25 protein-coding genes are annotated in these 24062 nt (G+C 69.5%); 11 read left to right on the forward strand and 14 right to left on the reverse strand.

The window, feature by feature from the left end:
- Positions 1–43: 43 nt before the first annotated feature.
- Genes NQK81_RS38870 through NQK81_RS38880 form a run of 3 tightly spaced genes read left to right on the forward strand, consistent with a single transcriptional unit; the run spans position 44 to position 3732 of the window.
- Positions 44–1483 carry an MFS transporter gene (locus NQK81_RS38870; RefSeq protein WP_257485438.1) on the forward strand — a complete coding sequence of 480 codons (1440 nt, stop codon included), beginning with the start codon at positions 44–46 and terminating at the stop codon, positions 1481–1483.
- 21 nt (positions 1484–1504) lie between these two features.
- Positions 1505–2386 (forward strand): AAA family ATPase, encoded by an 882-nt coding sequence (locus NQK81_RS38875; protein ID WP_192741216.1) that lies wholly within the window; start codon positions 1505–1507, stop codon positions 2384–2386.
- On the forward strand, positions 2383–3732 hold the full coding sequence (locus NQK81_RS38880; RefSeq protein ID WP_257485439.1) for a vWA domain-containing protein: 1350 nt from the start codon (positions 2383–2385) through the stop codon (positions 3730–3732). Before NQK81_RS38875 ends, NQK81_RS38880 begins: the two co-directional genes overlap by 4 nt.
- Here NQK81_RS38880 and NQK81_RS38885 read toward each other — a convergent pair.
- Positions 3729–4550: a lytic murein transglycosylase gene (locus NQK81_RS38885; protein ID WP_257485440.1), complete on the reverse strand. Its 822-nt coding sequence runs from the start codon at positions 4548–4550 to the stop codon at positions 3729–3731. The two genes, NQK81_RS38880 and NQK81_RS38885, sit on opposite strands and share 4 nt — an antisense overlap.
- Positions 4551–4802: 252 nt before the next feature.
- On the opposite strand from NQK81_RS38885, the gene NQK81_RS38890 reads away from it, so the two are divergent.
- Together NQK81_RS38890 and kilB are read left to right on the forward strand one after the other, a co-directional pair.
- Positions 4803–6506, forward strand: coding sequence for a cellulase family glycosylhydrolase (locus tag NQK81_RS38890; protein ID WP_257485441.1), 1704 nt, complete (start codon positions 4803–4805; stop codon positions 6504–6506).
- A 65-nt stretch (positions 6507–6571) separates the two neighbouring features.
- On the forward strand, positions 6572–7087 hold the full coding sequence (gene kilB / locus NQK81_RS38895; RefSeq protein ID WP_257485442.1) for a plasmid transfer protein KilB: 516 nt from the start codon (positions 6572–6574) through the stop codon (positions 7085–7087).
- Here the strand turns inward: kilB and add are convergent.
- Positions 7044–8018, reverse strand: a complete 975-nt coding sequence (add, locus tag NQK81_RS38900) for an adenosine deaminase (protein WP_257485443.1) — start codon at positions 8016–8018, stop codon at positions 7044–7046. The two genes, kilB and add, sit on opposite strands and share 44 nt — an antisense overlap.
- Before the next feature lie 153 nt (positions 8019–8171).
- Between add and NQK81_RS38905 the strand changes: the two genes are divergently transcribed.
- On the forward strand, positions 8172–8390 hold the full coding sequence (locus NQK81_RS38905) for an antitoxin (RefSeq protein WP_016335889.1): 219 nt from the start codon (positions 8172–8174) through the stop codon (positions 8388–8390).
- Here NQK81_RS38905 and recQ read toward each other — a convergent pair.
- Genes recQ through NQK81_RS38920 form a run of 3 tightly spaced genes read right to left on the reverse strand, consistent with a single transcriptional unit; the run spans position 8387 to position 11455 of the window.
- A complete protein-coding gene (recQ, locus tag NQK81_RS38910) occupies positions 8387–10219 on the reverse strand; it encodes a DNA helicase RecQ (protein ID WP_126733648.1) in 1833 nt (610 codons plus the stop codon). The two genes, NQK81_RS38905 and recQ, sit on opposite strands and share 4 nt — an antisense overlap.
- Before the next feature lie 48 nt (positions 10220–10267).
- Complete coding sequence (locus tag NQK81_RS38915) at positions 10268–11092, reverse strand: SMI1/KNR4 family protein (protein WP_257485444.1); 825 nt, start codon at positions 11090–11092, stop codon at positions 10268–10270.
- Positions 11093–11113: 21 nt separating this feature from the next.
- On the reverse strand, positions 11114–11455 hold the full coding sequence (locus NQK81_RS38920) for an ArsR/SmtB family transcription factor (protein ID WP_034324421.1): 342 nt from the start codon (positions 11453–11455) through the stop codon (positions 11114–11116).
- 100 nt (positions 11456–11555) lie between these two features.
- On the opposite strand from NQK81_RS38920, the gene NQK81_RS38925 reads away from it, so the two are divergent.
- A complete protein-coding gene (locus tag NQK81_RS38925) occupies positions 11556–12068 on the forward strand; it encodes a mycothiol transferase (RefSeq protein WP_257485445.1) in 513 nt (170 codons plus the stop codon).
- Between the two features lie 57 nt (positions 12069–12125).
- A complete protein-coding gene (locus NQK81_RS38930; RefSeq protein ID WP_257485446.1) occupies positions 12126–12689 on the forward strand; it encodes a hypothetical protein in 564 nt (187 codons plus the stop codon).
- Here the strand turns inward: NQK81_RS38930 and NQK81_RS38935 are convergent.
- Entirely contained in the window at positions 12686–13555 is an 870-nt protein-coding gene (locus tag NQK81_RS38935; protein WP_257485447.1) for a hypothetical protein, read from the reverse strand. The two genes, NQK81_RS38930 and NQK81_RS38935, sit on opposite strands and share 4 nt — an antisense overlap.
- 282 nt (positions 13556–13837) lie before the next feature.
- On the opposite strand from NQK81_RS38935, the gene NQK81_RS38940 reads away from it, so the two are divergent.
- Positions 13838–14788, forward strand: a complete 951-nt coding sequence (locus NQK81_RS38940) for a hypothetical protein (RefSeq protein ID WP_257485448.1) — start codon at positions 13838–13840, stop codon at positions 14786–14788.
- On the opposite strand, the gene NQK81_RS38945 is transcribed toward NQK81_RS38940, so the two are convergent.
- The 5 genes from NQK81_RS38945 to pdxR all read right to left on the reverse strand — a co-directional run bounded on the left by NQK81_RS38945 (position 14778) and on the right by pdxR (position 18982).
- Positions 14778–15404, reverse strand: coding sequence for a TetR/AcrR family transcriptional regulator (locus tag NQK81_RS38945; protein ID WP_257485449.1), 627 nt, complete (start codon positions 15402–15404; stop codon positions 14778–14780). The two genes, NQK81_RS38940 and NQK81_RS38945, sit on opposite strands and share 11 nt — an antisense overlap.
- 92 nt (positions 15405–15496) lie before the next feature.
- A complete protein-coding gene (locus NQK81_RS38950; protein WP_126733643.1) occupies positions 15497–15805 on the reverse strand; it encodes a cupin domain-containing protein in 309 nt (102 codons plus the stop codon).
- A 36-nt stretch (positions 15806–15841) separates the two neighbouring features.
- On the reverse strand, positions 15842–16870 hold the full coding sequence (locus NQK81_RS38955) for a polyprenyl synthetase family protein (protein ID WP_257485450.1): 1029 nt from the start codon (positions 16868–16870) through the stop codon (positions 15842–15844).
- Positions 16871–16954: 84 nt separating this feature from the next.
- Positions 16955–17398, reverse strand: coding sequence for a single-stranded DNA-binding protein (locus NQK81_RS38960; RefSeq protein ID WP_126733641.1), 444 nt, complete (start codon positions 17396–17398; stop codon positions 16955–16957).
- Between the two features lie 147 nt (positions 17399–17545).
- Positions 17546–18982, reverse strand: a complete 1437-nt coding sequence (gene pdxR, locus NQK81_RS38965) for a MocR-like pyridoxine biosynthesis transcription factor PdxR (RefSeq protein WP_257485451.1) — start codon at positions 18980–18982, stop codon at positions 17546–17548.
- 81 nt (positions 18983–19063) lie between these two features.
- Here pdxR and NQK81_RS38970 point away from each other — a divergent pair, with 81 nt between their 5' ends.
- On the forward strand, positions 19064–20350 hold the full coding sequence (locus NQK81_RS38970; RefSeq protein WP_257485452.1) for an MFS transporter: 1287 nt from the start codon (positions 19064–19066) through the stop codon (positions 20348–20350).
- A gap of 26 nt (positions 20351–20376) precedes the next feature.
- Here the strand turns inward: NQK81_RS38970 and NQK81_RS38975 are convergent, their stop codons facing one another.
- A complete protein-coding gene (locus NQK81_RS38975; protein ID WP_257485453.1) occupies positions 20377–20769 on the reverse strand; it encodes an NUDIX hydrolase in 393 nt (130 codons plus the stop codon).
- A 78-nt stretch (positions 20770–20847) separates the two neighbouring features.
- On the opposite strand from NQK81_RS38975, the gene NQK81_RS38980 reads away from it, so the two are divergent.
- Positions 20848–22005 carry an epoxide hydrolase family protein gene (locus NQK81_RS38980; protein ID WP_257485454.1) on the forward strand — a complete coding sequence of 386 codons (1158 nt, stop codon included), beginning with the start codon at positions 20848–20850 and terminating at the stop codon, positions 22003–22005.
- Here NQK81_RS38980 and NQK81_RS38985 read toward each other — a convergent pair.
- Together NQK81_RS38985 and NQK81_RS38990 are read right to left on the reverse strand one after the other, a co-directional pair.
- A complete protein-coding gene (locus NQK81_RS38985; RefSeq protein ID WP_257485455.1) occupies positions 21998–23044 on the reverse strand; it encodes a winged helix DNA-binding domain-containing protein in 1047 nt (348 codons plus the stop codon). The genes NQK81_RS38980 and NQK81_RS38985 overlap by 8 nt on opposite strands.
- On the reverse strand, positions 23041–24027 hold the full coding sequence (locus NQK81_RS38990) for a cation diffusion facilitator family transporter (RefSeq protein WP_257485456.1): 987 nt from the start codon (positions 24025–24027) through the stop codon (positions 23041–23043). The genes NQK81_RS38985 and NQK81_RS38990 overlap by 4 nt, the downstream gene beginning before the upstream one ends.
- Between the last annotated feature and the right edge of the window lie 35 nt (positions 24028–24062).

The raw sequence follows: 24062 nt of genomic DNA on the forward strand, positions 1-24062 counted from the left end.
TTCCGGTCAGAAAGTGGCCGGAATTGACTTTAGCGTTGTTCCCATGACGATGACACTGGACACCCCGAGCGGTGTGACCACGGAAAACGTGGAGAAGTCCTACCGCTGGCGCTGGCCCGCGCTGTTCGTGATCCTGACCGGGTCGGTGATGGAACTGCTCGACATGACGGTCACGAGCATCGCCGGACCGGTCATGCGGGAGTCGCTCGGCGGCGGCACCGCGATGATCCAGTGGCTCGGCGTCGCCTACACCCTCGCGATGGTGTCCGGCCTGCTCACCGGCGGCCGCCTCGGCGACATCTTCGGCCGCAAGCGCATGTTCCTGATCGGCGCGATCGGTTTCGTCGCCGGCTCGCTGTTCTGCGCGGTCGCGGTGAACCCGGAGATGATCATCACCGCGCGGGTGGTGCAGGGACTCTTCGGCGCCGCGATGGTCCCGCAAGGCCTCGGCATGATGAAGGAGATGTTCTCCGGCAAGGAACTTCAGTCCGCGTTCGGCATGTTCGGCCCGGTGATGGGGCTCGCCGCGGTCGGCGGCCCGATCCTCGCGGGCTGGCTGGTCGACGCCGATCTCTTCGGCACCGGCTGGCGGATGATCTTCCTGATCAACCTGCCGATCGGTGCGCTGGCCGTGCTCGCCGCGCTGAAGTTCCTGCCTGCCAGCCGGCCGGGTGCCTCGCTCAAACTCGACATCCCCGGTGCGCTGCTCGCCACGACCGGCGCGCTGCTGATCGTCTTCCCGCTGGTGCAGGGCCGCGAGTACGGCTGGCCGCTGTGGACGTTCGCGATGATGGCCGCCGCGGTCGTGGTGTTCGGGGTGTTCGCGTGGTTCGAGAAGCGCAAGAGCGCTCGCGGCGGTGACCCGCTGGTGGAGCCGAGCCTGTTCCGCAAGCGCAGCTTCCTCGCCGGGATGGCGACCGGGACGATCTATTTCGCGGCGTTCTCCGGCTTCGGTCTCGTCTTCACGCTGTACCTGCAGCTCGGGCTCGGTTTCTCGCCGCTCAAGGCGGGGCTGAGCGGGGTGCCGATGTCGCTGGGGATGATCGTCGGGATGGGCCTGGTGCAGGCGGTGCGCAAGCACGGCCGCAAGGTGCTGCACACCGGTGCCCTGATCATGACCGCCGGTGTGGTCGCGTTGCTGCTGGTCCTCGGCCCGGAGACGGGTCCGTGGCAGATCGCGCCCGCGTTGCTGGTGGTCGGGATCGGCTCCGGCCTGATCATGGGGCCGTACTTCGAGATCGCGCTGTCCGGAGTGGAACCGTCGGAGGCCGGATCGGCGTCGGGGGCGCTGACGTCGCTCCAGCAGGTCGGCGGCGCGCTGGGACTGGCGTTGCTGGGCACGGTGTTCTTCGACGCCGGGACCGCCGACCCGACCGACGCGGCCCAGCGGACGTTCTGGGTGGTCGCGGTGATGGTGATTCTCACCTTCGCGGTCGGGTTCCTGCTGCCGAAGCGGATCCGCGACGTAGAGTCGGCCGGGTAGGCGATCGAGCTGGGAGGCCGCGTGGCTGGGACCGGGTACTTCACATCCGTCGAAGACGTGACGGCGAAGCTCGCCGACACCGGCTACCTGGCCTCCGCGGCCGTCGCCACCACGGTGTTCCTCGCGGACGCCCTCGGCAAGCCGTTGCTGATCGAGGGCCCCGCGGGGGTCGGCAAGACCGAGCTGGCGAAGGCGGTCGCGCAGGCCAGCGGCTCCCGGCTCGTGCGGTTGCAGTGCTACGAAGGCGTCGACGAGTCGCGTGCGCTGTACGAGTGGAACCACGCGAAGCAGCTTCTCCGGATCACCGCCGGCAAGGACGAGACCTGGGACGAAGCCCGCAACGACATCTTCGGTGAAGAGTTCCTGCTGGCCAGGCCGCTGCTGACGGCGATCAAGGGTGACGAGCCGACGGTCCTGCTCATCGACGAGACCGACAAGGCCGACGTCGAGATCGAGGGCCTGCTGCTGGAGGTGCTCGGCGACTTCCAGATCACCGTCCCGGAACTCGGCACGATCACCGCCGGGCGCAAACCGTTCGTGGTGCTGACCTCGAACGCGACGCGTGAGCTTTCCGAGGCGCTGCGACGGCGTTGCCTGTTCCTGCACATCGATTTCCCCGACGCCGCACTGGAGCAGCGCATCGTGCGGCTCAAGGTGCCGGGCGTCGACGACGCGCTCGCCGCGTCCGTGGTCAAGGTGATCACCGCGCTGCGGGCGATGGAACTGCGGAAGGCGCCGTCGGTCGCCGAAACCATCGACTGGGCCCGCACCCTGCTGGCGCTCGGCGCGGACAGCCTCGGCGAGGACGTCGTCCGCGCGAGCCTCGGCGTCATCCTCAAACACCAGGACGACGTCGTGAAGGCGGACGCGCGGCTGGAGCTCGGCAAGGTCCTCGGCTCGTGAGCGGCGTGCCGGGCAGGCTCGTCGAATTCGTGGAAGCGTTGCGGGAGCACGGGATCCCGGCGGGTCCCAGCGAGACGGTCGACGCCGCCGCGGCACTCGAAGTGCTCGGTCTGGCCTCCCGCGAGCAGATGCGTGAAGGGCTCGCGGCGGCACTGGTCCGGCGCGGCGGCCAGCGTGCCGTGTTCGACGCGACGTTCGACATCTACTTCCCGCTCGGCGTCGGTGCGCCGTCGCAGGACCCCGTTGAAGACCTGGCCGCGTTGCGGGATCGGCTCGCCGCGGCGCTCGCGGCCAACGACCAGACGGAACTGACGCAACTGGCCGGGCTCGCGGTCGACATGCTGGGGGAGTACGGCGGTACGGCGGGAAGCGGCGGCTGGTCGGCGCACCAGACACTGGAACGGCTTCAGCCGCAGACACTCGTGGTCCGCGTCCTCGAAGCGATCCGCGCGGGCGGCCAGGAGGACTTCACCGACAGGCTGGACCGCGACGACGTCCGGCGGCGGGTCGAAGGCTTCCGTGGGCTGGTGCGGACCGAAGCCCGCCGCAGGGTGGCGGAAGTCCGTGGCAGGGAACGGGTTTCGCGGCACGCCGTGCCACCGGCGGCCGACCGCGTCGACTTCCTGCTCGCCAGCCGCGCGCAACTCGCCGAACTCCGCCGCGTCGTCCAGCCGCTGTCACGCAAGCTCGCCACCAGGCTGGCCGCCCGGCGACGGCGGCACGCGCGCGGGCAGATCGACCTGCGCCGGACGCTGCGGCGCTCGCTGTCCACCGGCGGCGTCCCGATGCGGCCGTCGTACCGGCGGCACCGGCCGGGACGGCCGGAAATCGTGCTGCTGTGCGACATGTCGGGCTCGGTGGCCGGTTTCGCGAACTTCACCATGCTGCTGGTGCAGGCGTTGCGCGACCAGTTCAGCAAGGTGCGGGTGTTCGCGTTCATCGACGCGTGCGACGAGATCACCCACCTCGTCGACACCGGGGCCGCCGATCCGGAGGACCTCGGCGCGCGCATCCTCGCCGACGCGGAACTGACCCGCTGGGACGGGCACAGCGACTATGGGCACGCGCTCGGCGAGTTCGCCGAGCGCTATTCGGATGCCGTGGGGCCCAAGACGTCCCTGCTCATCCTCGGGGACGCCAGGACCAACGGCGGCGACCCGAATCTGGAGGCGGTGCGCGGGATCGCCGCCGCGGCGAGGCATACGTACTGGCTCAACCCCGAGCGGACCGCGCTGTGGTCCACCGGGGACTCCGAGGCGCACGCGTACGCTCAGGTCGTCGAAATGCACGAATGCCGGAACGTGCACCAGCTGACGCGGCTGGTGACCAGATTGCTGCCGGCTTAAGGCTTCAGCGCGGCCTTCCCATAGGCGTCGGCGTTGCTGAACACTTCCTGCCCGTACGCGGTGGAGTTGTTGTAGGTCAGCACCGCGGTCCACCAGCCGGCGGGGTCTCCGAGGTCGCCGCCCCGGGCGCACATGTACCGCGCGGTCGTCAGCGCCGCGTCGTCGATGTTCTGCGGGTCGGGCGCGGCGCCGTCGCCGCTCGCGCGGACGCCGTACCGCTTCCAGGTGGCGGGCAGGAACTGCATGGGCCCGACCGCGCGATCCCACTTCGCGTCGCCGTCGAGGGCGCCCTTGTCGGTGTCGACGACCGCCAGCACACCGGGGGAGCCGTCGAGCGGGATGCCGATGATCGGCGGCGTCACGACGCCGTCCTCACCGGCGCGGGAACCGTCGTGCCGGGCGTGCTGGGACTCGGTCCGGCCGATCCCGGCGATGGTCGCCCAGGTGATTTCGCAGCGTGGAGTGGTCTTCGCGGTCTTCTCGGCGGCGTTCACGTAGGCCCGCAGCGCGCGCGAGGGGATGTCCGTGTTCTCCGACACCTTCGCGATCCAGGCGTCCTTCGCGGGCTCCGCGGGCAGCGGTCCGGCGTCGCCGGGGATCGCCGAACGCGGGGCGGGCTTGAGCGCGGGGACCTCGAACGCCGGCTTGACCGGCACCGGCTCGCGGTCGTTGAGACTGATCACGACCCAGACGGCACCGGCGACCAAGGCGCCGACGACCAGAAGCGCGAGCATCACGCAGCCACGCGGGCCACGTTTCCTGGGCGGCTGTTCCCACTGGTCCATGAGGTCCAGTGTCGAAGGGGACGAAGCGGTCACCGGTTCCACGGTACGTGACGAATGTGGAGAACTTGTGTGGCCCGCCGTGCGGGTGACCCGGCCCACCTCGGTCCTTGCGCGTGCAACTACCGCAAGTAGAGGACCAACTGCGGGGTGCGATCGCCCCTTTTGCCCGGTTGACAGTGCTTCGGGCGGGTGGTGAGACTGGTCCGCGTTAGGAAGGTTTCTTAACGAGGGCTCGCCGCGCCCCTGCTTCACGGAACGCAACGACGCTTCTGAAGGAGGCACAAAGTGGTACGCCCAAGATGGCGGGCGGCGCTGGTCACGGTGCTCGCGGCCGCCTCGGTCCCGATCTCCGCCCAGGCCGCTTCCGCGGCTCCCGTCCGCTACGAGTCCGAGAACGCGACGATCTCACGCGGCGTGGTCGAAGCGAATCACACCGGCTTCACCGGATCCGGCTTCGTCAACTACGACAACGTCACCGGCAGCTACGTCGAGTACACCGTCAACGCGGCGCAGGCCGGGCAGCACACGCTGACCTTCCGCTACGCCAACGGCACCACCGCCAACCGCCCGCTCGACATCACCGTCAACGGCTCCCTCGCCGTCGACGACCTCGGGTTCGCCGGCACCGGCGCGTGGACGACCTGGCGGACCGTCACCACCACGGTGAACCTCGCCGCGGGCAGCAACAAGATCCGCACCACCGCCGTCACGTCGAACGGCGGCCCCAACGCCGACTCGCTGTCGGTCGAGGGCAGCGGCGGCTCCAACGACACCGAAGCGCCGACGGCGCCGGGCACGCCCACCACGTCGAACGTGACCTGCGGCAGCGTGACCCTGACCTGGCAGGCGTCGTCCGACAACGTCGGCGTCACCGGATACCGCGTGCTCCGGAACGGGCAAAGCGTTGCCACGACGGTGAATCCGCCCGCGACGGTGACCGGTCTCGCCGCGTCGACCGCCTACTCGTTCACGGTGGTCGCCCACGACGCGGCGGGGAACACGTCCGCGCCGAGCGCCGCCGTCTCCGCCACCACACCGGCGTGCGGTACCGGGACACCGGTGTCCATCAACGGAAAGCTCCACGTCTGCGGTGTCAAACTGTGCAACCAGTACGGCAAGCCCATCCAGCTGCGGGGGATGAGCACGCACGGGATCCAGTGGTACAGCCAATGCGTGAAGACCGCCTCGCTGGACGCGCTGGCCAACGACTGGAAGGCCGACATCCTGCGCGTCGCTATGTACATCCAGGACGACGGCTACGAGAGCAATCCGCGCAAGTTCACCGACATGATGCACAACTACATCGAAGAAGCGACGAAACGCGGGATGTACGTCCTCGTCGACTGGCACCAGCTCGACCCGGGCGACCCGAACGCGAACACCCATCTCGCGAAGACCTTCTTCACCGAGATCGCCCAGCGGCACAAGGACAAGGTCAACATCATCTACGACGTCGCGAACGAACCGAACGGCGTCAGCTGGGCGGACGTGAAGCGGTACGCCGAAGAGGTCATCCCGGTGATCCGCGCCCAGGACCCGGACAGCGTCGTCTTCCTCGGGACGCACGGCTGGTCGACCTTCGGCGTCTCCGACCAGCGTGACGAGACCGACATCCTGAACAACCCGGTGCGCGCCACCAACATCATGTACACGTTCCACTTCTACGCGGCGTCGCACCAGGACGAGCACTACGACGCACTGGCGCGGACGGCCGACAAGCTCCCGGTCTTCGTCACGGAATTCGGCACCCAGACCTACACGGGTGACGGCGGGAACGACTTCGCCTACTCGCAGAAGTACCTTGATCTGCTGGCCGCCAAGAAGATCGGCTGGACGAACTGGAACTTCTCCGACGACTTCCGCTCCGGGGCCGTGTTCAAGACCGGAACCTGCGCCGGGAACTCCTTCACCGGCACTTCGATGCTGAAACCCGCCGGTGTCTGGGTGCGGGACCGCATCCGCACGCCGGACGACTTCCCGACCGGCTGACCCTCGGACGCCTCGTGCCCGCTTTCCGGGCACGAGGCGTTCCCCGGCGTGGCAGACTCCGCCGGATGACCGCGTGGCTCACCAGCCTCATCGCCGTCGCCGGGACTCTGCTCGGCTCGACGTCGACCTTCTTGTTCCAGCGGCTCAACACCGCTCGCACCGAGCGGTTCACCCGTGAGGAACGACTCCGCCAGGACCGGACGGAAGCCTGTGTCGACTTCGCGGGCGCGATCACCGGGCTGCGGCGTGGTGCCGTCAGTCTCTGGCTACTCCGACGGCGTGCCGCCGCTGACGACGAGGATGTGCGCGCCGCGTTCACCGAATCCGACGTTCTCGGGGCCGCGGCGGACCACGCCCGCTTCCGGGTGGCGCTGCTCACCGGCGATCCGGAGCTGGTGGCGCTCGCCGATGTCGCGTTCGAACACTGTGGTGCGATCCGGGAGGCGGCCGACCACGCCGAACTGGCCGATCACGAAGAGCGGTGCCAGCGGGCGCTCGACGCCTTCATCGACGCCGCGGGTGTCCAGGTGCGCGGCGTCAGGCCAGCCAGGCGTCGATCTCTTGGTGGATCGAACGCTTGAGCTCGGCGGGCGCGAAGGACGCGTCGACGGACGCCCGGGCGAGACCCGCGAGCGCGAGGTCGTCGTAGGCGAACGCCTCGCGAGTGCGCAGGAACTCGTCGGTCAGCGTCGTCCCGGTGACCGACGGGACGTCGGTGCTGAGCGTGACGACGAGCCCGGCGTCGACCAGACGGGGGAGCGGGTGCTCCTCGAACGAGGGCACGAGCCCGAGCGTCACGTTCGACGACGGGCAGACCTCCAGGGCGATACCGCGTTCCCGCACCTCGGCGACCAGCGCGACGTCCTCCAGAATCCGGATGCCGTGGCCGATCCGTTCGCTGTGCCCGACCTCCAGCGCCTCGCGGATGCTGGCCGGGCCGGCGTCCTCGCCCGCGTGGTGGATCAGGTGGAGCCCTGCCTCCTCGGCCTCGTCGCAGATCGCGGCGAACGGCGCGAGCGGGTACTTCTCCTCCCCGGCGAGCCCGATGGCGAACACCCCGTCCGGGGCGTACCGGCGGGCCAGGTCGAGGGTGAGCCGGGCACGGTCGACCGACCGGCGGCGCGAGTGGTCCAGCAGCACCCGCCAGTGGAGCCCGTGTTCGGCCGCGCCCACCGAGAGTCCTTTGAGGACGGACGCCAGCGGCATGTCCGGCTCGCCCAGCCGTTCGCCGTGCGAAGCCGCCGTGAAGGTGACCTCGGCGTAGCGGACGCCGTCCGCGACCTGGTCTTCACAAAACTCGCGCGCCACCCGTTCGAAGTCCTCCGGCCTCCGGAGACAGGACCGCAGCAGCCCGTTGTAGTCACCGAACGCGCGGAAGCCATCGAAAACGGGTTGTTCCGCGGGTACGGCGATGCCGTTCGCCTCGCCGATGTCACGGAGCGTGTCCGGCCGGATGGTGCTCTCGAGGTGGACGTGCAGATGGGCCTTGGGCAGCAGAGAAAGATCCCGCATGAACTCGAATTTAGTGCGCCCGGCCCGCCTCGCGCGCCCGGTTTTCCGGCGGCCCGGTATCCGAAATGAGTGATTCGGCTCGCCGCGGGGAACCCTGGGGGCACCACCGGTCGTTGAGCAGGACACCAGACGACCCCGAGGAAAGGGACCACAGTGCCTCTACTGCGGAAGTTGACCGCCCTGGCCGGCACCGCCGGGGCCGTGCGCGCCTACGTGCGGAAGAACCCCGAAAAGGTCTCCAAGGTCGTGAACAAGGCCGCGACCTTCGTCGACCACAAGACCAAGGGCAAGTACCACAGCCAGATCGACGGCGCGGTGCGCAAGGTCGACGGGATGACCGGGCGGCCGCCGCGCCGGCCCTACGAGCACTAGGCGTCGGCTAGCGTCTCGAGGATCTGCTCGCCGTATTTCGCGAGCTTGTTCTCGCCGACGCCGCTGACGGTACCCAGCTCCTGCAGCGTGGTGGGTCGTTTGGTGGCGATCTGGCGCAGGGTCGCGTCGTGGAAGATCACGTACGCGGGCACCCCCTGTTCCTTCGCCGCCGCGGCCCGCCACGACCGCAGCAGCTCGAACACCGGCGCCGCCTCGGCGGGCATGTCGGCCGCCGCGGCCTTCTTCGCGCTGGACCGGGCCGCGGCCTTCGCCGCCCGCTCCGGCTCGCGCCGCAGCTGGACCTTCCGCTCCCCGTTCAGCACCTCGGCACTGGCCTCGGTCAGCACCAGCGAGCCGTAGTCGCCCTCGACCGCCGCGAGCCCCTGCGCCAGCAGCTGCCGCACCACGGCCCGCCACTCCGGCTCCTTCAGCTCCGTGCCGATCCCGAAGACCTTCAGTGAATCGTGCCGGTGCTGCGTCACCTTCGGCGTCGACTTGCCGAGCAGGATGTCGATGATCTGCCCCGCGCCGAACTTCTGGCGCCGCTCGTTCTGCAGCCGGACGATGGTCGAGAGGATCTTCTGCGCCGGGATCGTGCCGTCCCAGGTCTCCGGCGGCGTCAGGCAGGTGTCGCAGTTGCCGCAGGGCTCGCTCCGCTGCCCGAAGTAGTTCAGCACCTGCACACGACGGCATTCGACCGTCTCGCACAGCGCCAGCATCGCGTTGAGGTGGGCGCTCAGCTGCCGCTTGTGCGCCTCGGACCCCTCCGACATGTCGATCATCTTGCGCTGCTGCACGACGTCCTGGAGCCCGTACGCCAGCCACGCCGTCGACGGCAGCCCGTCGCGGCCGGCGCGCCCGGTCTCCTGGTAGTAGCCCTCGACGGACTTCGGCAGGTCCAGATGCGCGACGAACCGTACGTCGGGCTTGTCGATGCCCATGCCGAACGCGATCGTCGCGACGACGATCAGCCCGTCTTCGCGCAGGAACCGCGACTGGTGCTTCGCGCGGGTGCGCGCGTCCAGCCCGGCGTGATAGGGCACCGCCGGGATCCCGTTCTCCACCAGGAAATCCGCGGTCTTCTCGACCGAGTTCCGTGACAGGCAGTAGACGATGCCCGCGTCGCCCTTGTGCTCCGTGCGCAGCAGCTCCAGCAGCTGCCGCTGCGGCGAGTTCTTGCCGACGATCCGGTACTGGATGTTCGGCCGGTCGAAGCTCGCGACGAAATGCCGCGCGTCCTCCAGATTGAGCCGGGACGCGATCTCGGCGTGCGTCGCCTTGGTTGCGGTGGCGGTGAGCGCGATCCTCGGCACGTCCGGCCAGCGCTCGTGCACCGCGGACAGCATCAGGTAGTCGGGCCGGAAGTCGTGGCCCCACTGGGACACGCAGTGCGCCTCGTCGATCGCGAACAGCGAGATCTTGCCGCGGTCGAGCAGCCGCACCGTCGACTCCACCGAGAGCCGCTCGGGGGCCAGGTACAGCAGGTCCAGCTCGCCGGCGACGAACGCGGCCTCGACCCTGTTCCGCTCGGCGTAATCCTGCGTCGAGTTGAGGAAACCCGCGCGGACGCCGAGGTTGCGCAGCGCGTCGACCTGGTCCTGCATCAGCGCGATCAGCGGGGAGATCACCACGCCGACGCCCGGCCGCACCAGCGCCGGGATCTGGTAACACAGCGACTTGCCGCCGCCGGTGGGCATGAGGACGAGCGCGTCACCGCCCGCGATGACGTGTTCGACGATGGCGTGCTGGTCGCCGCGGAAGTCGTCGTAGCCGAAGACGCGGTTCAGCGTTTCCAGGGCTTCCGAGGTACCGATGTCGGGGGCTGCCACCCGGACGATTCTAGGGGCGGGGTCCGACAGTCGACGCGCCCGCGCACCTCAGCGCGGGAATTCCCAGTCCAGCGCCCGGTTTCCGGTGACGACCGGCCGGTAGCCGCCGTCGGTGGGCCCGCCGGTCTCGAGCGCGGACGCGGTCCGCTCCAGCAGCTCGGTCAGGGTCGCGGGCCGGTGATCGAAGCTCACCGAACCTTCGTGGTTCCAGTCGCCGAGCCGCCCGGTGCCGGTGCGCTGGTCGAGGAAGAGGCCGTCGCCACCGCCGTCGACGGCGACGGGTACGAACCGCCCGTGCCACCACGAGCCGACGCTGTCGTCCCACCCGCCCGAAATCAGCACTTCGCACATGACCTTCGCCTGACTCGCGATGGTTTCCGTGGAAGCGAGGTGTTCGAACGGGGGCAGCGCGAAGCTGTCGCCGATGCCCGAAACACCGTCGTGCCGCAGCAGGAAGGCGACGAGTTCGGCGGGGAAGACGACGCCCGTCTCGCGTTGCGCCTTGGCGATCTTCGCGAGCGTCGCGGGCGGGCGGAGGCTCGCCGCCGTCGTCGGCGCGTTGGCCTCGAGCCATCGCTCGACGCGGTCCCAGGCGGCGTTCACCCGGCGGGTGGTCGCCTCGGGCACCGGATCGAGTGCGGCAGGCCCCTGTCCCAGGCGGCAGCCGCTGTCGACGGTCAGCGTCGGCCGGGTCGTGGGCGCGGCGGTCGAGTAGGACGGCGTGCGCGGTGTCGTCGGTGCCGTCTGCGGGGCCGCGTACCACTGCGCTCCCTTGTCGCGCCCGCCACGCACCGTGACCGCGAACACGAGCCCCAGCACGATGACGACACTCGCGACGGCGATCACCACTGCGCGACCCCAGCCTTTGCGCATGAGGAGAGACTAGGCCACGGCCTAGTCCTCGGCGGCCTTCCGGCGTTCGCGGCGGCCGCGCGCGATCTCGGTGGCCAGCGCGTCGAGCGGCCCGGTCCAGAACCGCCGGTACTGGTCCAGCCAGCCGTCGATCTCCTTGAGTGGGCCAGGATCGACCGAGTACAACCGCCGCGCGCCCTCGGCGCGGACGGTGGTGAAGCCGTTCTCGCGCAGGACGCGCAGATGCTGGGAGACCGCGGGCTGCGAGATGCCGAACTCGGCGCGGACCACCGCGGTCACGTCGCCGGAACTCTGTTCCCCGCCCGCCAGCAGTTCCAGGATCCGGCGGCGCACCGGATCCCCGAGGACGTCGAACGCGTGCATCCGGCAACTATCACGGCCTGGACTTATATAAGTCAAGCGTGCAAGGCCGGGGTCACCTCGCGGTGGCATCGTGGGACGGGAGACGCCGGAAGGGGAATCGATGAAACTGGCCGAAGTGGTGGCCGACGGGTTCGGCCGCGTCCAAGAGGTCGTGCACGACGCCGTCGAGGGGTTGAGTGCCGAGCGGCTGACCGAGAGCCCGGCGCCGGGTGCGAACACGATCGCCTGGCTGGTCTGGCATCTGACCAGGGTGCAGGACGATCACGTCGCCGACCTGATGGGCACCGAGCAGATCTGGACCGCACAGGACTGGGTGGGCCGCTTCTCGCTGCCCTTCCCGGCGTCGGACACCGGGTACGGACATCGCCCCGAAGACGTCGAGGCGGTCCGCCCCGATTCAGCCGACCTGCTGACCGGCTACTACGACGCGGTGCACGAAGCGACGACGGCGTGGGCCGCCGGACTGGCCGAAGCCGACCTCGACCGTATCGTCGACGAGGGCTGGGATCCGCCCGTCACCCTCGGGGTTCGCCTGGTCAGCGTGCTTTCCGACGATCTTCAGCACGCGGGGCAGGCGGCGTACGTCCGGGGGCTCGTACTCCGCGATACGTAGGCGAGGTGCCGCTCCACGACGGACGACGGGGACGCCGCCCGCGGAAACACTGGTCGCATGAGTACTTCCACAGTGCGGCGACCGCCGATGACGCTCACCCCGCGGTGGCGGAAACTCGTCCTCGTCGTCCATGTCGTCTCCTCACTCGGCTGGCTCGGGATCACCATGGTGAACGCGGTCCTGACCTTCACCTCCGTGTTCACCGACGACCCCCGCCGCCAGCACGCGGCCATCCTGATGATGGACCAGATCGGCGGCTATCTCCTGCTGCCGGTCAGCATGACCGCACTGGTCAGCGGGATCGTGCTCAGTCTCGGCACGAAATGGGGCCTGGTCCGGTACAAGTGGGTCGCGATCAAACTGGTCCTGACCCTGATCGCCGCCGGGCTGACGCTGTTCTCGCTGCTGCCGGGCATCCGCGAACTGGCGGCCGCCGCGGAGTCTACTTTGGACGGTGTGTTCGTGGAGGCGGGGCGGCGCGTGGACGGGTTCTATCCGATCATCGTGTCCACGACGATGTACGTGACCATGACCGTGCTGTCGGTGTACAAGCCGGGCGGCAAGACCCCGTACGGCCGCCGGGTGACGGCCACCCGGGTTCGTGACCGGCAGCCCGCTTAGAACTCGTTCAGGGCTTCGTCGATCCTCTCGGCTTCGGCGCGCAGATCGTCCAAGACGGTCTGCGCCGCCGTGGTTTCATCGTTCGCCGTCTCTTCCTCGAGCTCGGCGTCGGCGAGCCGCCGCCGGAGCTCGTTCGCCTTCTCCGTGGCCTTCTCCGCCCGGCGTTCGGCGCGGGACACGTCGATCTCGGCCTGTTTGCAGGCCTTCGCGAGCTCGGCGGCCTCGCGCCGGAGCCGGTTGAACTCCGCCACCCGCTTCTGCTCGCGTTCGGCCTCTTCACGGGCCTTGGCGATCCGCTCCTGTTCGGCCTTCTCGGCGGCCTTCTGCTTCGCCTTCCGCCGATCGTCCAAATGCGACACGGTGGCGGGTTTTTCGCGCTCCGGAGCGGGTTTCCGCTTCGGTTGCGGGACGAAGCCGCTGGTCAGCCACTGGTCACCGGTGCTGTCCGCCCCGCTGCTCAGCCGCCCGGCCAGTGCGAGCGCCGCGACCTCGGGGTCGGCCACGACGGCTTCGAGGGTGGCTTCGACTTCGCGGGCGACCGGCTCGCTCATCGAAGGCTCGTCCCGGAGGATCCGGTTCACCAGCTCCTGCCGTCGCCGGGCGAGTTTGCGCAGGTCGGCGCCGGCGAGCGCCGAATGCGCCTTGCGCAGATCGTCCCCGAGCCTCGCCAGCTCCGCCAGCTCGGAGGAGCCCGCCCGGCGGTTGAGGATCGAGGCGGCCAGCGTGGGCTTCCGCAGGGCGCGGATACGCTCGGCCAGGGCGGGATCCCCCGCGGCTTTGGCCTCTTTCGCCCGCTGGTTGCGCACCGAGACGAACTCGGCCGGATCGCCGCCGTAGAGCTCGTCCGCGACCTCGTCGAAGTCCATCGCCCTCCGCAGGGTCAGTGGCCGGTCAAGGCCGGATCGGGGTGGCCATGCTGCCGTACGCGTCAGCCGATGATCCCACGAGATTCGGGAGCTTTCACCTTTTCGGGGTCATCCGCCCACCTAGCGGATCGGGCCCTCCGGCGACACCCGCCGGACCGGTGAATCCGGGTTGCCCGGAGCCGGTCGGACCAACGGCAGATCGGCACTTTGGAGGTGGCTTCCTCCCGATGGCGGAACAACGATGGTGATCAGGGGGAAACCATCAGCCGCTGGAGGCACCGAATGTCCGTGACCGAACGCGTACCCGTTTCACCGCAGGCGAGCTTTCTCGGTTCCGGACCGTATCCGGAGCACCGATGGCGGGTGGTCCTCTGGTCCGTCCTCGCGGGATTCGCGCTGACCGTGATCTGGTCGGCGCCCTTTGTGGACAGTGTGATCGGGGACAGTGTCGCCAACACGCTGCTGGGCCACGACGCCAAGGCGACCCCGATCGGCGGTGTGCTGGCCGGAACGTTCTTCGCGTTCGTTTCGGGGCTGGCCGGAACGTTCACCGCGTGCAACATCGCCGCTTTCGGTGCCGTCGCCCCGCTGGTCGGCGGGGGAGCCACCGGGCGGCCGAAGTTCGCGGACACCCTCAAGCCGCTGGGCTGGATCGCCACGGGGATGCTGACGGTTTCCGTGGTGTACGGCGTCATCGTCGCGCTCGTCGGCACCAGGATGCCGCAGTTCTCGACGGCCTCGTCCGCCGGTGGGCTCTCCCCGCGGAACATCCAGTCGATGATCGTCTACGGCGTGATCGGGATCGTGTTCATCGTGCTGGGCCTGGCTTCCGTCGGCATCGTCCGCAACCCGATCGCCGGGCTCACCCGCCGGTTCCCGCCCGCGCCGCTCGTGCTGATGGGCGCGCTCATCGGCGGTTTCCTGATCGGCAGGCCGTTCCCGCTGTTCCGGATCATGTTCCGCAGCGCGGCCGAAAGCCACAACGTGTTCTACGGCGCCGCCGCGTTCGCCCTCCAGTCGGTCGGCAACATCCTGGTGATGGCGCTGTTGTTCCTTCTGCTCACGCACGGCACGGGCGGGCGGCTGCAGCGGTGGATGCTCGCGAAGCCCACCAGGATCGCCGTGGTGACCGGTGCCGCGTTGCTGGTCGCCGGCACGTTCACGCTGTTGTACTGGGACCTGCGCGTGCTGGGCCGGACGGGCGTCATCTGGTACCCGACGATCAAATGGTGAAGAGCCGGGCCAGCACCTGCTCCACTGAATCCTGAAGGCACCTCGCCGCGTCCTCCCGGCCGGCGAGGTGCTTCAGCAAGCCTTGCTGGAACAGGCCGTCGAAGAGCGCATACGTCGTCGACGGGGAGAAGTCCGTCGGCTTGCCCAGTAGTTCCGCGTACCGGGAGACGACCCGCCAGATCATCAGTTCGAGTGTCTCGTCGATGGCGAGGACGTCGGCCTGGAACAGCTTCTCGAACAGGCTCTGATTGCGCAGGTCGTACCAGAGCCGGTGCAGGCGCGCGTTTTCCCGCAGCGTGGCCGCCGTCGCGGCACCGAAGGCCGTTCTCAGTTCTTCGGCCGTCTCCGCGGTCTCGGCTATCCGGTCGTACCGGGTGACGCATTCGGCCTTGTACTGCTTGACGCAGTAGGTGATCAGCTCGGCCTTGTCCCGGAAGTAATAGTGCAGGACCCCGTGCGAGAACTCGGAGTTCTGCGCGATCTCCCGCAGGCTCGTGCGCGCGTAGCCCAGCTCGGACAAGGTGACCAGCGCCGACATCGCCAGCTGCGCGCGCCGTTGGCCGAACCTGTCCTCCTGGCGGGTCTCGTCACCGCTGCGGTCCGCCACGTCGGTCACAGTTCCCGGTTCCCGTCGCCTCGGGTGCCCGCCGTCCACGAGCACGTCGCCGGATTCTAGCCCGGGAAAGGGTTTTCTTGCGCCCGACAGAATTACTCGAGCCACTCGGTGATGAAATGGTCGCTTTCGTGGATGTGGACGGCTTCGTAGACTTCCGGCCCGATCACGGCGAACTTGTGCGGGGTGTCCGCGGGCACGACCAGGATGTCGCCTGTTCCTCCTTCGCGTTCAGTGTCCCCGATGGTGAACCTCGCCCGGCCGCGGATGACGACGAACGTCTCGCGGTACGGATGCTGGTGCAGCCTCGGTCCGGAACCGTCGACGTCGGTCCGCTCGCGGATGATCGAGACTCCGGAACCGATGTCGCGGCCTTCGACGTTTCCCAGGGTTTCGGTGCTCATTCCGCCACTCTAGCCCTGGTCACGGGTGCGGTGGGCCTACTCGCCGCGGTCGACCACGAACGCCGAAAGCCCGACGAGCAGCGCCCTGGCGGGCCGGTCGGGAAGGCCGAGCGCGAGGTCCCTCGCCTTGGCGGCGTATCCGTGGGCTTCGGCGAGCGCGCGCACGACACCGGCGGAGTCGCGCAGGAGCCCGAGCGCCTCCTGGCGGACCACCGGATCGGTGACCGGTCCGTGGCCGATGATCTCGCGTAACCGAGCGGCGCCGGGCCCCTCGTCGTCGAGCGCGTGGAGCATCGGCAAGGTGACGACGCCTTCGCGGAGATCGGTGCCCGCGGATTTGCCAAGGTCGGTGGTGGACGCGGAGATGTCGAGGACGTCGTCGGAGATCTGGAACGCCACCCCGATCAGTTCGCCGTACTGGCCCAACGTTTCGATGGTCCGCTCATCCGCGCCCGACACCTGCGCGCCGAGCCTGCCCGCCATCGCGATCAGCGACGCGGATTTGTCGGCCATCACCTGGATGTGGTGCTCGTACGGCGCGTGACGGCCGCAGTCCTCGAACGGTCCGGTCGTCTCGAGGAACTGGCCGCGCACGAGCCTGCCGAACGTCTTCGCCTGCGACCGCAGCGCGTAGTCGCCGAGCCCGGCGCCGACCTGTGCCGCGCAGGCGAGCACGTAGTCTCCGATCAGGACGGCCTTCTTGTTGCCCCACAAGGAGTTCGCACTGGTGACCCCGTGCCGCATCGGCGCCTCGTCCATCACGTCGTCGTGATACAGCGTCGCGACGTGAACGAGCTCGACGAGGGTGGCCGCCGAGATCGCGTCGCCTCGCCCGTCGCCGAACGCCGCCGCGGTCAGCGCCATCAACGGACGCAGCCTCTTCCCGCCCGCGCGGACGAGATGGGTGGCGGCTTCGGTGAGTTCCGGATGACCGGGGCTGCGCAACACCTCCTGAAGTCTCTCTTCGACCCGGGCGAGCCCGGCGCGGAGTCCGGCGGCGAACTCCGCGTGCCGCTCGATGGCCGGGTCCAGGCCGAGTTCCGTGATCGTCGTGGTCGTGTTCACGACCTCCAGCATCCGAGCCGGAGGCTCGCGACCGCATGGCGCCCGGGAGGGAGATCGCTCCCTCCCGAGAGGGAAACCTCCCGGTCAGAAGGGCGGCTCCGGGCTTCCGGCGGACACCGGCGTTCGCTCCCAAGCCCCGTCCGACGGTGTGCCGCCCGAACTCCGGCCCGCCTTGTTCACCTTCGCCGTGGCATACCGCAGCGACGGGCCGATCTCGTCGACGTCGAGCTCCACCACCGTGCGTTTCTCGCCTTCCTTGGTTTCGAAGGATCGCTGTTTCAGCCTGCCCTGCACGATGACCCTCGTCCCTCTGGTGAGGGATTCGGCCAGGTTCTCCGCGGCCTGCTTCCACAGTGCGCAGCGCAGGAACAGCGGGTCTCCGTCGCGCCATTCCCCGCTCGCGCGGTCCAGGACGCGTGGTGTCGACGCGACCGTGAAGTTCGCGACCGCCGCTCCGGACGGGGTGAACTTCAGCTCCGGATCGGTCGTCAGGTTGCCGATCACCGTGAGCACCGTTTCTCCGGCCATGGGACTTTCCTCCTCGGGCCGGCGCGCGGACCCGGCCGGGCCCGCTGTCGCCTGTGAAGAGGAGACCACCGGGGTACGACAGTTTCCGGCGTCCCGCGGCGGGCCGGTTGTCACGAAAGGGTGGTTCAAGGCGAAAAGTGCGCTGAACTACCCTCTCGTGATCCCGCGAGCGGCCGAAACGCTTTCCCCGAGCCGCGCGAGTCCCTCGTCGACGCGGTCCGAACCGACCAGGCCGTAGCCGATCACCAGTCCGCCGCGCGTTCCTCCGTAGGCGGCCAGGCTTTCGACGGCCACCCCCGCGCGAGACGCTTCCGCCACCACACCGTCCACAGTGACCGTCGCATGTGGACGGAACAGCGCGCACAGGTGGAGCCCGGCACTCGAAGGAACGACTTCCAGCAGGTCGCGCAGTTCGTCGCGGACGAACGCCAGGATCCGCTCCCGTCGCACCGAATACTCCCGGGTCGCCTTGCGCACGTGACGCGCGAGCAGACCCTCGTCGATGAAGCTCGCCAACGCGGCCTGTGTCACGAGATCACCGTGCCAGTCCGTGAGCTGTTTCGCCTGCCGCAACGCCGGGCGCAGCGAAGCGGGCGCGACGAGGAAGCCGAGACGCAGCAAGGGAAGCAGCGTCTTCGAGAACGACCCGACGTAGACCACCCTGCCGTCGCGGTCCAGGCTTTGGAGCGGTTCGAGCGGCCGGTCCGAGAACCGGTACTCGCTGTCGTAGTCGTCCTCGACGATCACCGCGTCGTTCCGCTCCGCCCATGCCAGCAACGCCGTCCTCCTGGCGAGTGACATCGGCGTGCCGAGCGGGAACTGGTGCGACGGCGTCGTGTAGATCAGCCGGGTGCCCTTGACGAGTGAGGCGACATCGAGGCCTTCGGCGTCCACCGGGACCTTGGTGATCCGGGCACCGTGGGCGGCGAAGAGCCGTTCGGCCGGGGGATAGCCGGGATCCTCGACGGCGACCCGCGTGCCGGGCTCGATCAGGACCCGGCCGATCAGGTCGAGAGCCTGCTGCGCTCCCTGGGTGACCACCAGATCTTCACCGCCGGCCCGTACCGATCGGGCGGCGCCGATATGACGGGCGATCGCCACCCGCAGTGCTTCGAGCCCGGCAGGGTCGGCATAACCCGACGGTGGCAGCAGCGACGGCCGCAAGGCTTGGCCGACCAGCCGTCGCCAGGTCCGCAAGGGGAACAGGGTCGGATCCGGAGCGCCGACGCGGAAGTCGAACTCGGGAGCGGACCGGTCGTCGCCGGGGAGGGCCGGAAGCGAACGCCAGCGGGCGACCGGCCGCACTCCGGAGCCCGCGGGCGCGGCGCGTTCCGCCCGCGCCACGGGATCCGCGCTGACGAACGTCCCGCGTCCGACGTGGCCGCTGAGGAACCCCTCCGCGGTGAGCCGTTCGTAGGCGACCGCGACGGTGTTGCGCGAGACGTCGAGCTCGCGGGCCAGTTCCCTGGTCGGCGGCAGGCGCTCCCCGGCGCGCAGGCGCCCGTCGAGGATGCCGTCGCGGAGCTGGCGGTAGATCCGCGCGGCCAGGTCGGTGTGTCCGTCGAGGCTGATGTGGAACGGCACGGGGCGAGCCTATATTGGCCCAACGAGAATGGCTCATATTGGAACTGGGAAGTGGCCAATCCGGCACTTAGCTTGAGTCGTATGAAGCGACTGACCTCGGCCCAGCTGATCAGCTCCGTCGGCGACGGCGCCTACTACGTCAGCTCGGCCGTCTACTTCACGCTCGTCGTGGGGCTTTCGCCCGCGCAGGTCGGCCTCGGCCTCACCGCGGGCTGGGCTGTCGGCTCGGTGGCCGGGATCGCCCTCGGACACCTGGCGGACCGTCGCGGCCCCAAGGGAACGGCCGTCCTCCTGGCGCTGGGCACGGCCGCGTCGGTGACGGCGTTCCTCTTCGTCGGCTCCGTCGTGACGTTCGTGATCGCGGCCTGCGTCTACGCCTGCTTTCAATGCGGTCTCGGCGCGGCGAGGCAGGCGTTGCTCGCCGGCCTGATCGACCCCGCCGAGCGCACGACGTTCCGCGCCCGGTTGCAGGCGCTTTCCAACGCGGGGATCGCGATCGGCGCGGCGCTCGGCGGTATCGCGCTGGCGCTCGGGACGCGGGAGGCCTTCCTGACCGTCTTCGTCCTCGACGCGCTGGCTTTCGTCGCCGCGGCGCTTGTGCTCCGCAAGGTGCCTTCGGTGGCTCCGGTGCCGGCGCGGGAGGGCGAGCCGTCCGTCGCCGTTCTCCGTGATCGCCCGTACGCGTTGCTGGCGCTGCTCAACATGGTCATGTTGCTCTACATGCCGCTGTTCAGCCTGGTCCTGCCGCTGTGGATCTCGACCAGGACCGCGGCCCCGAGCTGGCTGGTCTCGGCGATGCTCGTGCTCAACACGGCGAGCGTGGTGGTCTTCCAGGTCCGCGTGGCGCGCGGCGTGACCGGGCTGCGCAGCGCCTCCCGCTACGCCCGGTACGCGGGACTGCTGCTCTTCTTCTCTTGCCTGGTGTTCTCGTTCTCCGCCATGGGCGAATCCGCGTGGGCGGCGGCGCTGGTCCTGCTTCTGGGGGCCGCGCTGCAGGTGGTGGGGGAGATGGCGCAGGCGGCGGGCTCGTGGGAGATCGGCTTCGGTCTCGCTCCCGAGGGTAAACAGGGTCAGTATCAGGGGCTTTTCGGCGCCGGGGCGGCCATCGCCCGCATGCTCGGCCCGGTGTTGCTGACCGGGCTGATCCTGGTCGGCGGCGCGGCGGGCTGGGTGGTGCTGGGTGGGTTGTTCCTGGTGGCGGGCACGCTCACCGGCCCGGTCGTCCGCTGGGCGGAGCGGAGCTCACAGCGGTGTGATCCGGCGGACGGCGGCGCCGTCGCTCACGCCGAGCGGATCGATGGAGAGGCCGTTGTAGGTGACGGTGCCGTCCGGCCCGAGCGTGGCCGTGAAGTCGAGACCGTCGGCTGAAGCCTCGAGCGGGACTGGTCCCGGGATCAGCCTTCGAGTGCTCGCCGGAAGTGATCGGCGAGATCGAGTGCCGCGGCTTCTTCGCGGGTGTACCAGGTGAAGGCGTCGTGTTCCCCGGGATCGAGCACCACTTCGTCCGTGGTCTCTTCGGAGAGCGCGTACACCGTGGCGTGGATCCGCATCGGCTTGCCCGCGACGTCGTCCCAGCTGTGGGAGCCGCGTTCGCCGGTCACGCGGACGGTCAGCCCGGTCTCCTCGGCGAACTCGCGGACCACGGTCTCGTCGGGCCGCTCGCCCGGCTCGACGGTGCCGCCCGGCAGCTCCCAGCGGCCGCCGAGGAAAGCGCCCGGCCGCCGCCGGATGAACAGGATCTTCCCGTCGCGGATGAGCCTGCCGTAGGCCAAGTACTTGTCCGTCACGAGCGCATCTTCCCGTATCCGAAATGCCCGCCGAATCAAGGACCGAAACTGTCCGCAATGCCTCGTAACGTGGGCTTCATGGAAAACACCGAGATCCGCCCCTTCCGCCTCGACATCCCGCAGGAGCAGCTGGACGAGCTGCACGCGAAGCTCGACAGCGTGCGCTGGCCCGCTCCGCTCCCCGGCGACGGCTGGGACACCGGCGTGCCGGTGGCGTGGCTGCGCGGACTCGCCGAATACTGGCGCGACGGCTACGACTGGCGTGCCGCCGAACGCGAGATCAACCGTCATCCGCAGTTCACCACGGTCATCGACGGCCAGCGGATCCACTTCCTGCACGTGCGCTCGCCCGAAGCCGGCGCGACGCCGCTGATCCTCACGCACGGCTGGCCGGGTTCGGTGGTGGAGTTCCTGGACGTCATCGGCCCGCTCACGGATCCGAAAGCGTACGGCGGAGACCCGGCGGACGCGTTCCACCTCGTGATCCCGTCGCTGCCCGGCTTCGGTTTTTCGGGCCCTGTCTCGGATTCCGGCTGGACCATGCCGCGGATCGGCCGGGCATGGGCGGAGCTGATGCGCCGCCTCGGCTACGAGCGTTACGGCGTGCAGGGCGGCGACCTCGGCGCTTCCGTGTCACCGGAGGTGGCCAGGGTCGCGCCGGACAAGGTGATCGGCGTGCACGTCAACGGCGGGCTGACCCCGATGCCGCCGATGTCCATGCCGGAGGAGGAGTTCGCGTCGCTCACCGACGTCGAACGTGACCGCGTCAAGCGGATCGAGGCCTTCATGCAGGAGGAGTTCGGCTACATCGCGATCCAGTCGACGCGGCCGCAGACCCTCGGCTACGGACTCGTGGACTCCCCGGTCGCGCAGCTGGCCTGGATCATGGACAAGTTCCGTGAGTGGACGCATCCGCGCCCGACGTTGCCCGAAGAGATCATCGGCAAGGACCGGTTGCTGACCAACGTGATGTTCACCTGGCTCACCGGCACGGCGGCTTCGTCCGCGTATGTCGGCTACGCGCAGGCGGAAACCTGGGGAGCCGTCGAGAAGAACTCCGGCGTGCCGACGGCGGCGCTGGTCTTCGCGCACGACGTGGGGATCCGGCGTTACTCGGAGGACGCCCACACGATCGTGCGGTGGACCGACGTCGATCGCGGCGGGCACTTCGCGGCGTTGGAGGAGCCCGAGATCCTGGTCGCGGACGTGCGGGAGTTCTTCCGCTCGCTCAAGTGAGGAGGACGGCCGTTCGCCCGAGGAAGCGGCCGTAGGCATCCACTTCGGACTCCAGCCCGGCGATGGCGGACCGCGGCAGCGTGGCGAAGGGTTCCACGACGACCTTCGTCAGCTTCGCGGTCCGCTCGGTGTGCCAGGTTCCGGCGATCCGTCCGTCGATCAGCACGGTCGGCGCGATCATCCCGCCGCCGGAGTTGACGCGTTTCGTCTCGGCCGGATCGAGGAGCAGATCGCGGTCACGGTAACCCAGCAGGTACGTGTCGAAGGCGCCGAGCAGGCGCGGGGGACACGGGGGAGGGGACAGATCGGTCTCCGGGAGGGCGAAGGCCTTGCCGACGGGAACGGGGTCCAGCGCGGTGAAAGCCCTGCGGCAGAGGCCGATCGGGAGCCCGGACCAGGCGCTGAAGTCCTCGGTGGTCGCGACGCCATAGGCGGTCAGGTACCGGTGCGCGAGTTCGGTATGCGGTTCGTCCGGCGTGCGGCTCTCGGTGACCCACTCGTCGAGGAGCACGTACGTCGGTTCCGTGCCGACGTCCTGGCCTCGGCACAGCAGTCCGCGGTTGGCCGCATACGCCAAGAGATGCGCCGGTGCCTGAGACTTCGCGTCGAGCGCGATGCCCTCGGCGGCCAAGCCGTCCACGATCTCCTGTCGAGTGAGTTCCTTGCCCCGCAAGAGATCCTGGAGTTTCCCGAGCGCGCGTTCGCAGAGTTCGTCGGTGAGGTCCAGCTGCCTGCGCCGTCCCTGCCCCGCCTGGGCGTTGCGGGGGCCGAACAGCCGGTTCAGCCAGCGGAGATCCGCCGTCGGGACGAGATGGAGCGTTTTGCGCATCAGCCAGGTGCGCGTCACGGCGCGGGAAGCGTCGACGTCCGGAGCGGTCAGACCCCGGCTACGGGCCCGGATCGCGAGGCGGGCGGCGGGCGTCGACTGCGCCTGGACCGCGGCGACGGAACCGACCACGGCGAGCACGTCCCCGGCCGGCGCGGTCAGCAGTTGCGCGTGGGCGCGGACGGCGCGGATGTCGTTGCCGGACAGTGTCACCCGCTGACGATCTCATGGGCGTGCGCCGGTTCGGTGTGCACCACCGCTTCCGCGAGCCGCGGGAGGACCTCGCGCAGCCGCGCCTCGACACGATGGGCCAGGTGGTGTGCCTCGGTGACGCTCAGCCCGGCCTCGACCGACACCGCCAGTTCCGCGCGCAGGCTGTGCCCGATCCAGCGCATCCGCAGGTCCCGCGTGCCGAGCACACCCGGCACCTCGGTGGCCGCGCGTTCGGCGCGATCGACGTCGGCCGGGTCGACGGCGTCCATCAGGCGGCGGAAGACCTCCTTGGCCGCGTCGCGCAGGACGAACAGGATGGCGACGGTGATGGCGAGGCCGATGATCGGGTCGGCCATCGGGAACCCGAGCCCCACCCCGACGGCGCCGAGCACGACGGCGAGCGACGTGAAACCGTCCGTGCGGGCGTGCAGCCCGTCGGCGACCAGCGCGGCCGACCCGATCTCGCGGCCGACGGTGATCCGGTACCTGGCCACGAGTTCGTTGCCCGCGAAGCCGATGACACCCGCCGCCGCGACCACCCACAGATGCTGGACCGGGCGTGGATCGAGCAGCCGGGTGACGGACTCGTAGCCGGCCAGGAAGGCCGAGGCGGCGATGAGCAGGACGACGATCACGCCGGCCAGGTCCTCGGCGCGGCCGAGCCCGTAGGTGTAGCGGCGGGTGGCGGCACGGCGGCCGAGCAGGAAGGCGATGCCGAGCGGGACCGCGGTCAGCGCGTCGGCGAAGTTGTGGATCGTGTCGCCGAGCAGGGCCACCGAACCGGTGATCAGCACGAGCGCGAGCTGGGCGACGGCGGTGATGAACAGGGCGGCGAACGACCAGATCAGCGTCCGGACGCCGCGTTTGCTGGTCTCCAGCGCGGAGTCGACGCGGTCGGCGCTGTCGTGGCTGTGCGGAGTCAGCAGATGCCGGAGACGGCCCTTCGCGGACTGGTGGCCATGACTGTGTCCATGCCCGGGCATCTTCCACCTCCTTGTCACAATACCTGCGCAGTCAT

The organism is Amycolatopsis roodepoortensis, from assembly GCF_024628825.1.
Taxonomy (GTDB): Bacteria; Actinomycetota; Actinomycetes; order Mycobacteriales; family Pseudonocardiaceae; genus Amycolatopsis; species Amycolatopsis roodepoortensis.

What these genes read in the sequence shown, in the direction of transcription:
- NQK81_RS38920 (WP_034324421.1), bottom strand. Translation starts at nt 11,455, where the DNA reads ATGCACGCGTTCGACGTCCTCGGGGATCCGGTGCGCCGCCGGATCCTG.
- NQK81_RS38970 (WP_257485452.1), top strand. Translation starts at nt 19,064, where the DNA reads ATGAAGCGACTGACCTCGGCCCAGCTGATCAGCTCCGTCGGCGACGGC.
- NQK81_RS38990 (WP_257485456.1), bottom strand. Translation starts at nt 24,027, where the DNA reads ATGCCCGGGCATGGACACAGTCATGGCCACCAGTCCGCGAAGGGCCGT.
- NQK81_RS38960 (WP_126733641.1), bottom strand. Translation starts at nt 17,398, where the DNA reads ATGGCCGGAGAAACGGTGCTCACGGTGATCGGCAACCTGACGACCGAT.
- NQK81_RS38870 (WP_257485438.1), top strand. Translation starts at nt 44, where the DNA reads ATGACGATGACACTGGACACCCCGAGCGGTGTGACCACGGAAAACGTG.
- NQK81_RS38915 (WP_257485444.1), bottom strand. Translation starts at nt 11,092, where the DNA reads ATGCGCAAAGGCTGGGGTCGCGCAGTGGTGATCGCCGTCGCGAGTGTC.
- NQK81_RS38940 (WP_257485448.1), top strand. Translation starts at nt 13,838, where the DNA reads ATGTCCGTGACCGAACGCGTACCCGTTTCACCGCAGGCGAGCTTTCTC.
- NQK81_RS38930 (WP_257485446.1), top strand. Translation starts at nt 12,126, where the DNA reads ATGAGTACTTCCACAGTGCGGCGACCGCCGATGACGCTCACCCCGCGG.
- NQK81_RS38980 (WP_257485454.1), top strand. Translation starts at nt 20,848, where the DNA reads ATGGAAAACACCGAGATCCGCCCCTTCCGCCTCGACATCCCGCAGGAG.
- add (WP_257485443.1), bottom strand. Translation starts at nt 8,018, where the DNA reads ATGCGGGATCTTTCTCTGCTGCCCAAGGCCCATCTGCACGTCCACCTC.
- NQK81_RS38950 (WP_126733643.1), bottom strand. Translation starts at nt 15,805, where the DNA reads ATGAGCACCGAAACCCTGGGAAACGTCGAAGGCCGCGACATCGGTTCC.
- kilB (WP_257485442.1), top strand. Translation starts at nt 6,572, where the DNA reads ATGACCGCGTGGCTCACCAGCCTCATCGCCGTCGCCGGGACTCTGCTC.
- NQK81_RS38935 (WP_257485447.1), bottom strand. Translation starts at nt 13,555, where the DNA reads ATGGACTTCGACGAGGTCGCGGACGAGCTCTACGGCGGCGATCCGGCC.
- NQK81_RS38925 (WP_257485445.1), top strand. Translation starts at nt 11,556, where the DNA reads ATGAAACTGGCCGAAGTGGTGGCCGACGGGTTCGGCCGCGTCCAAGAG.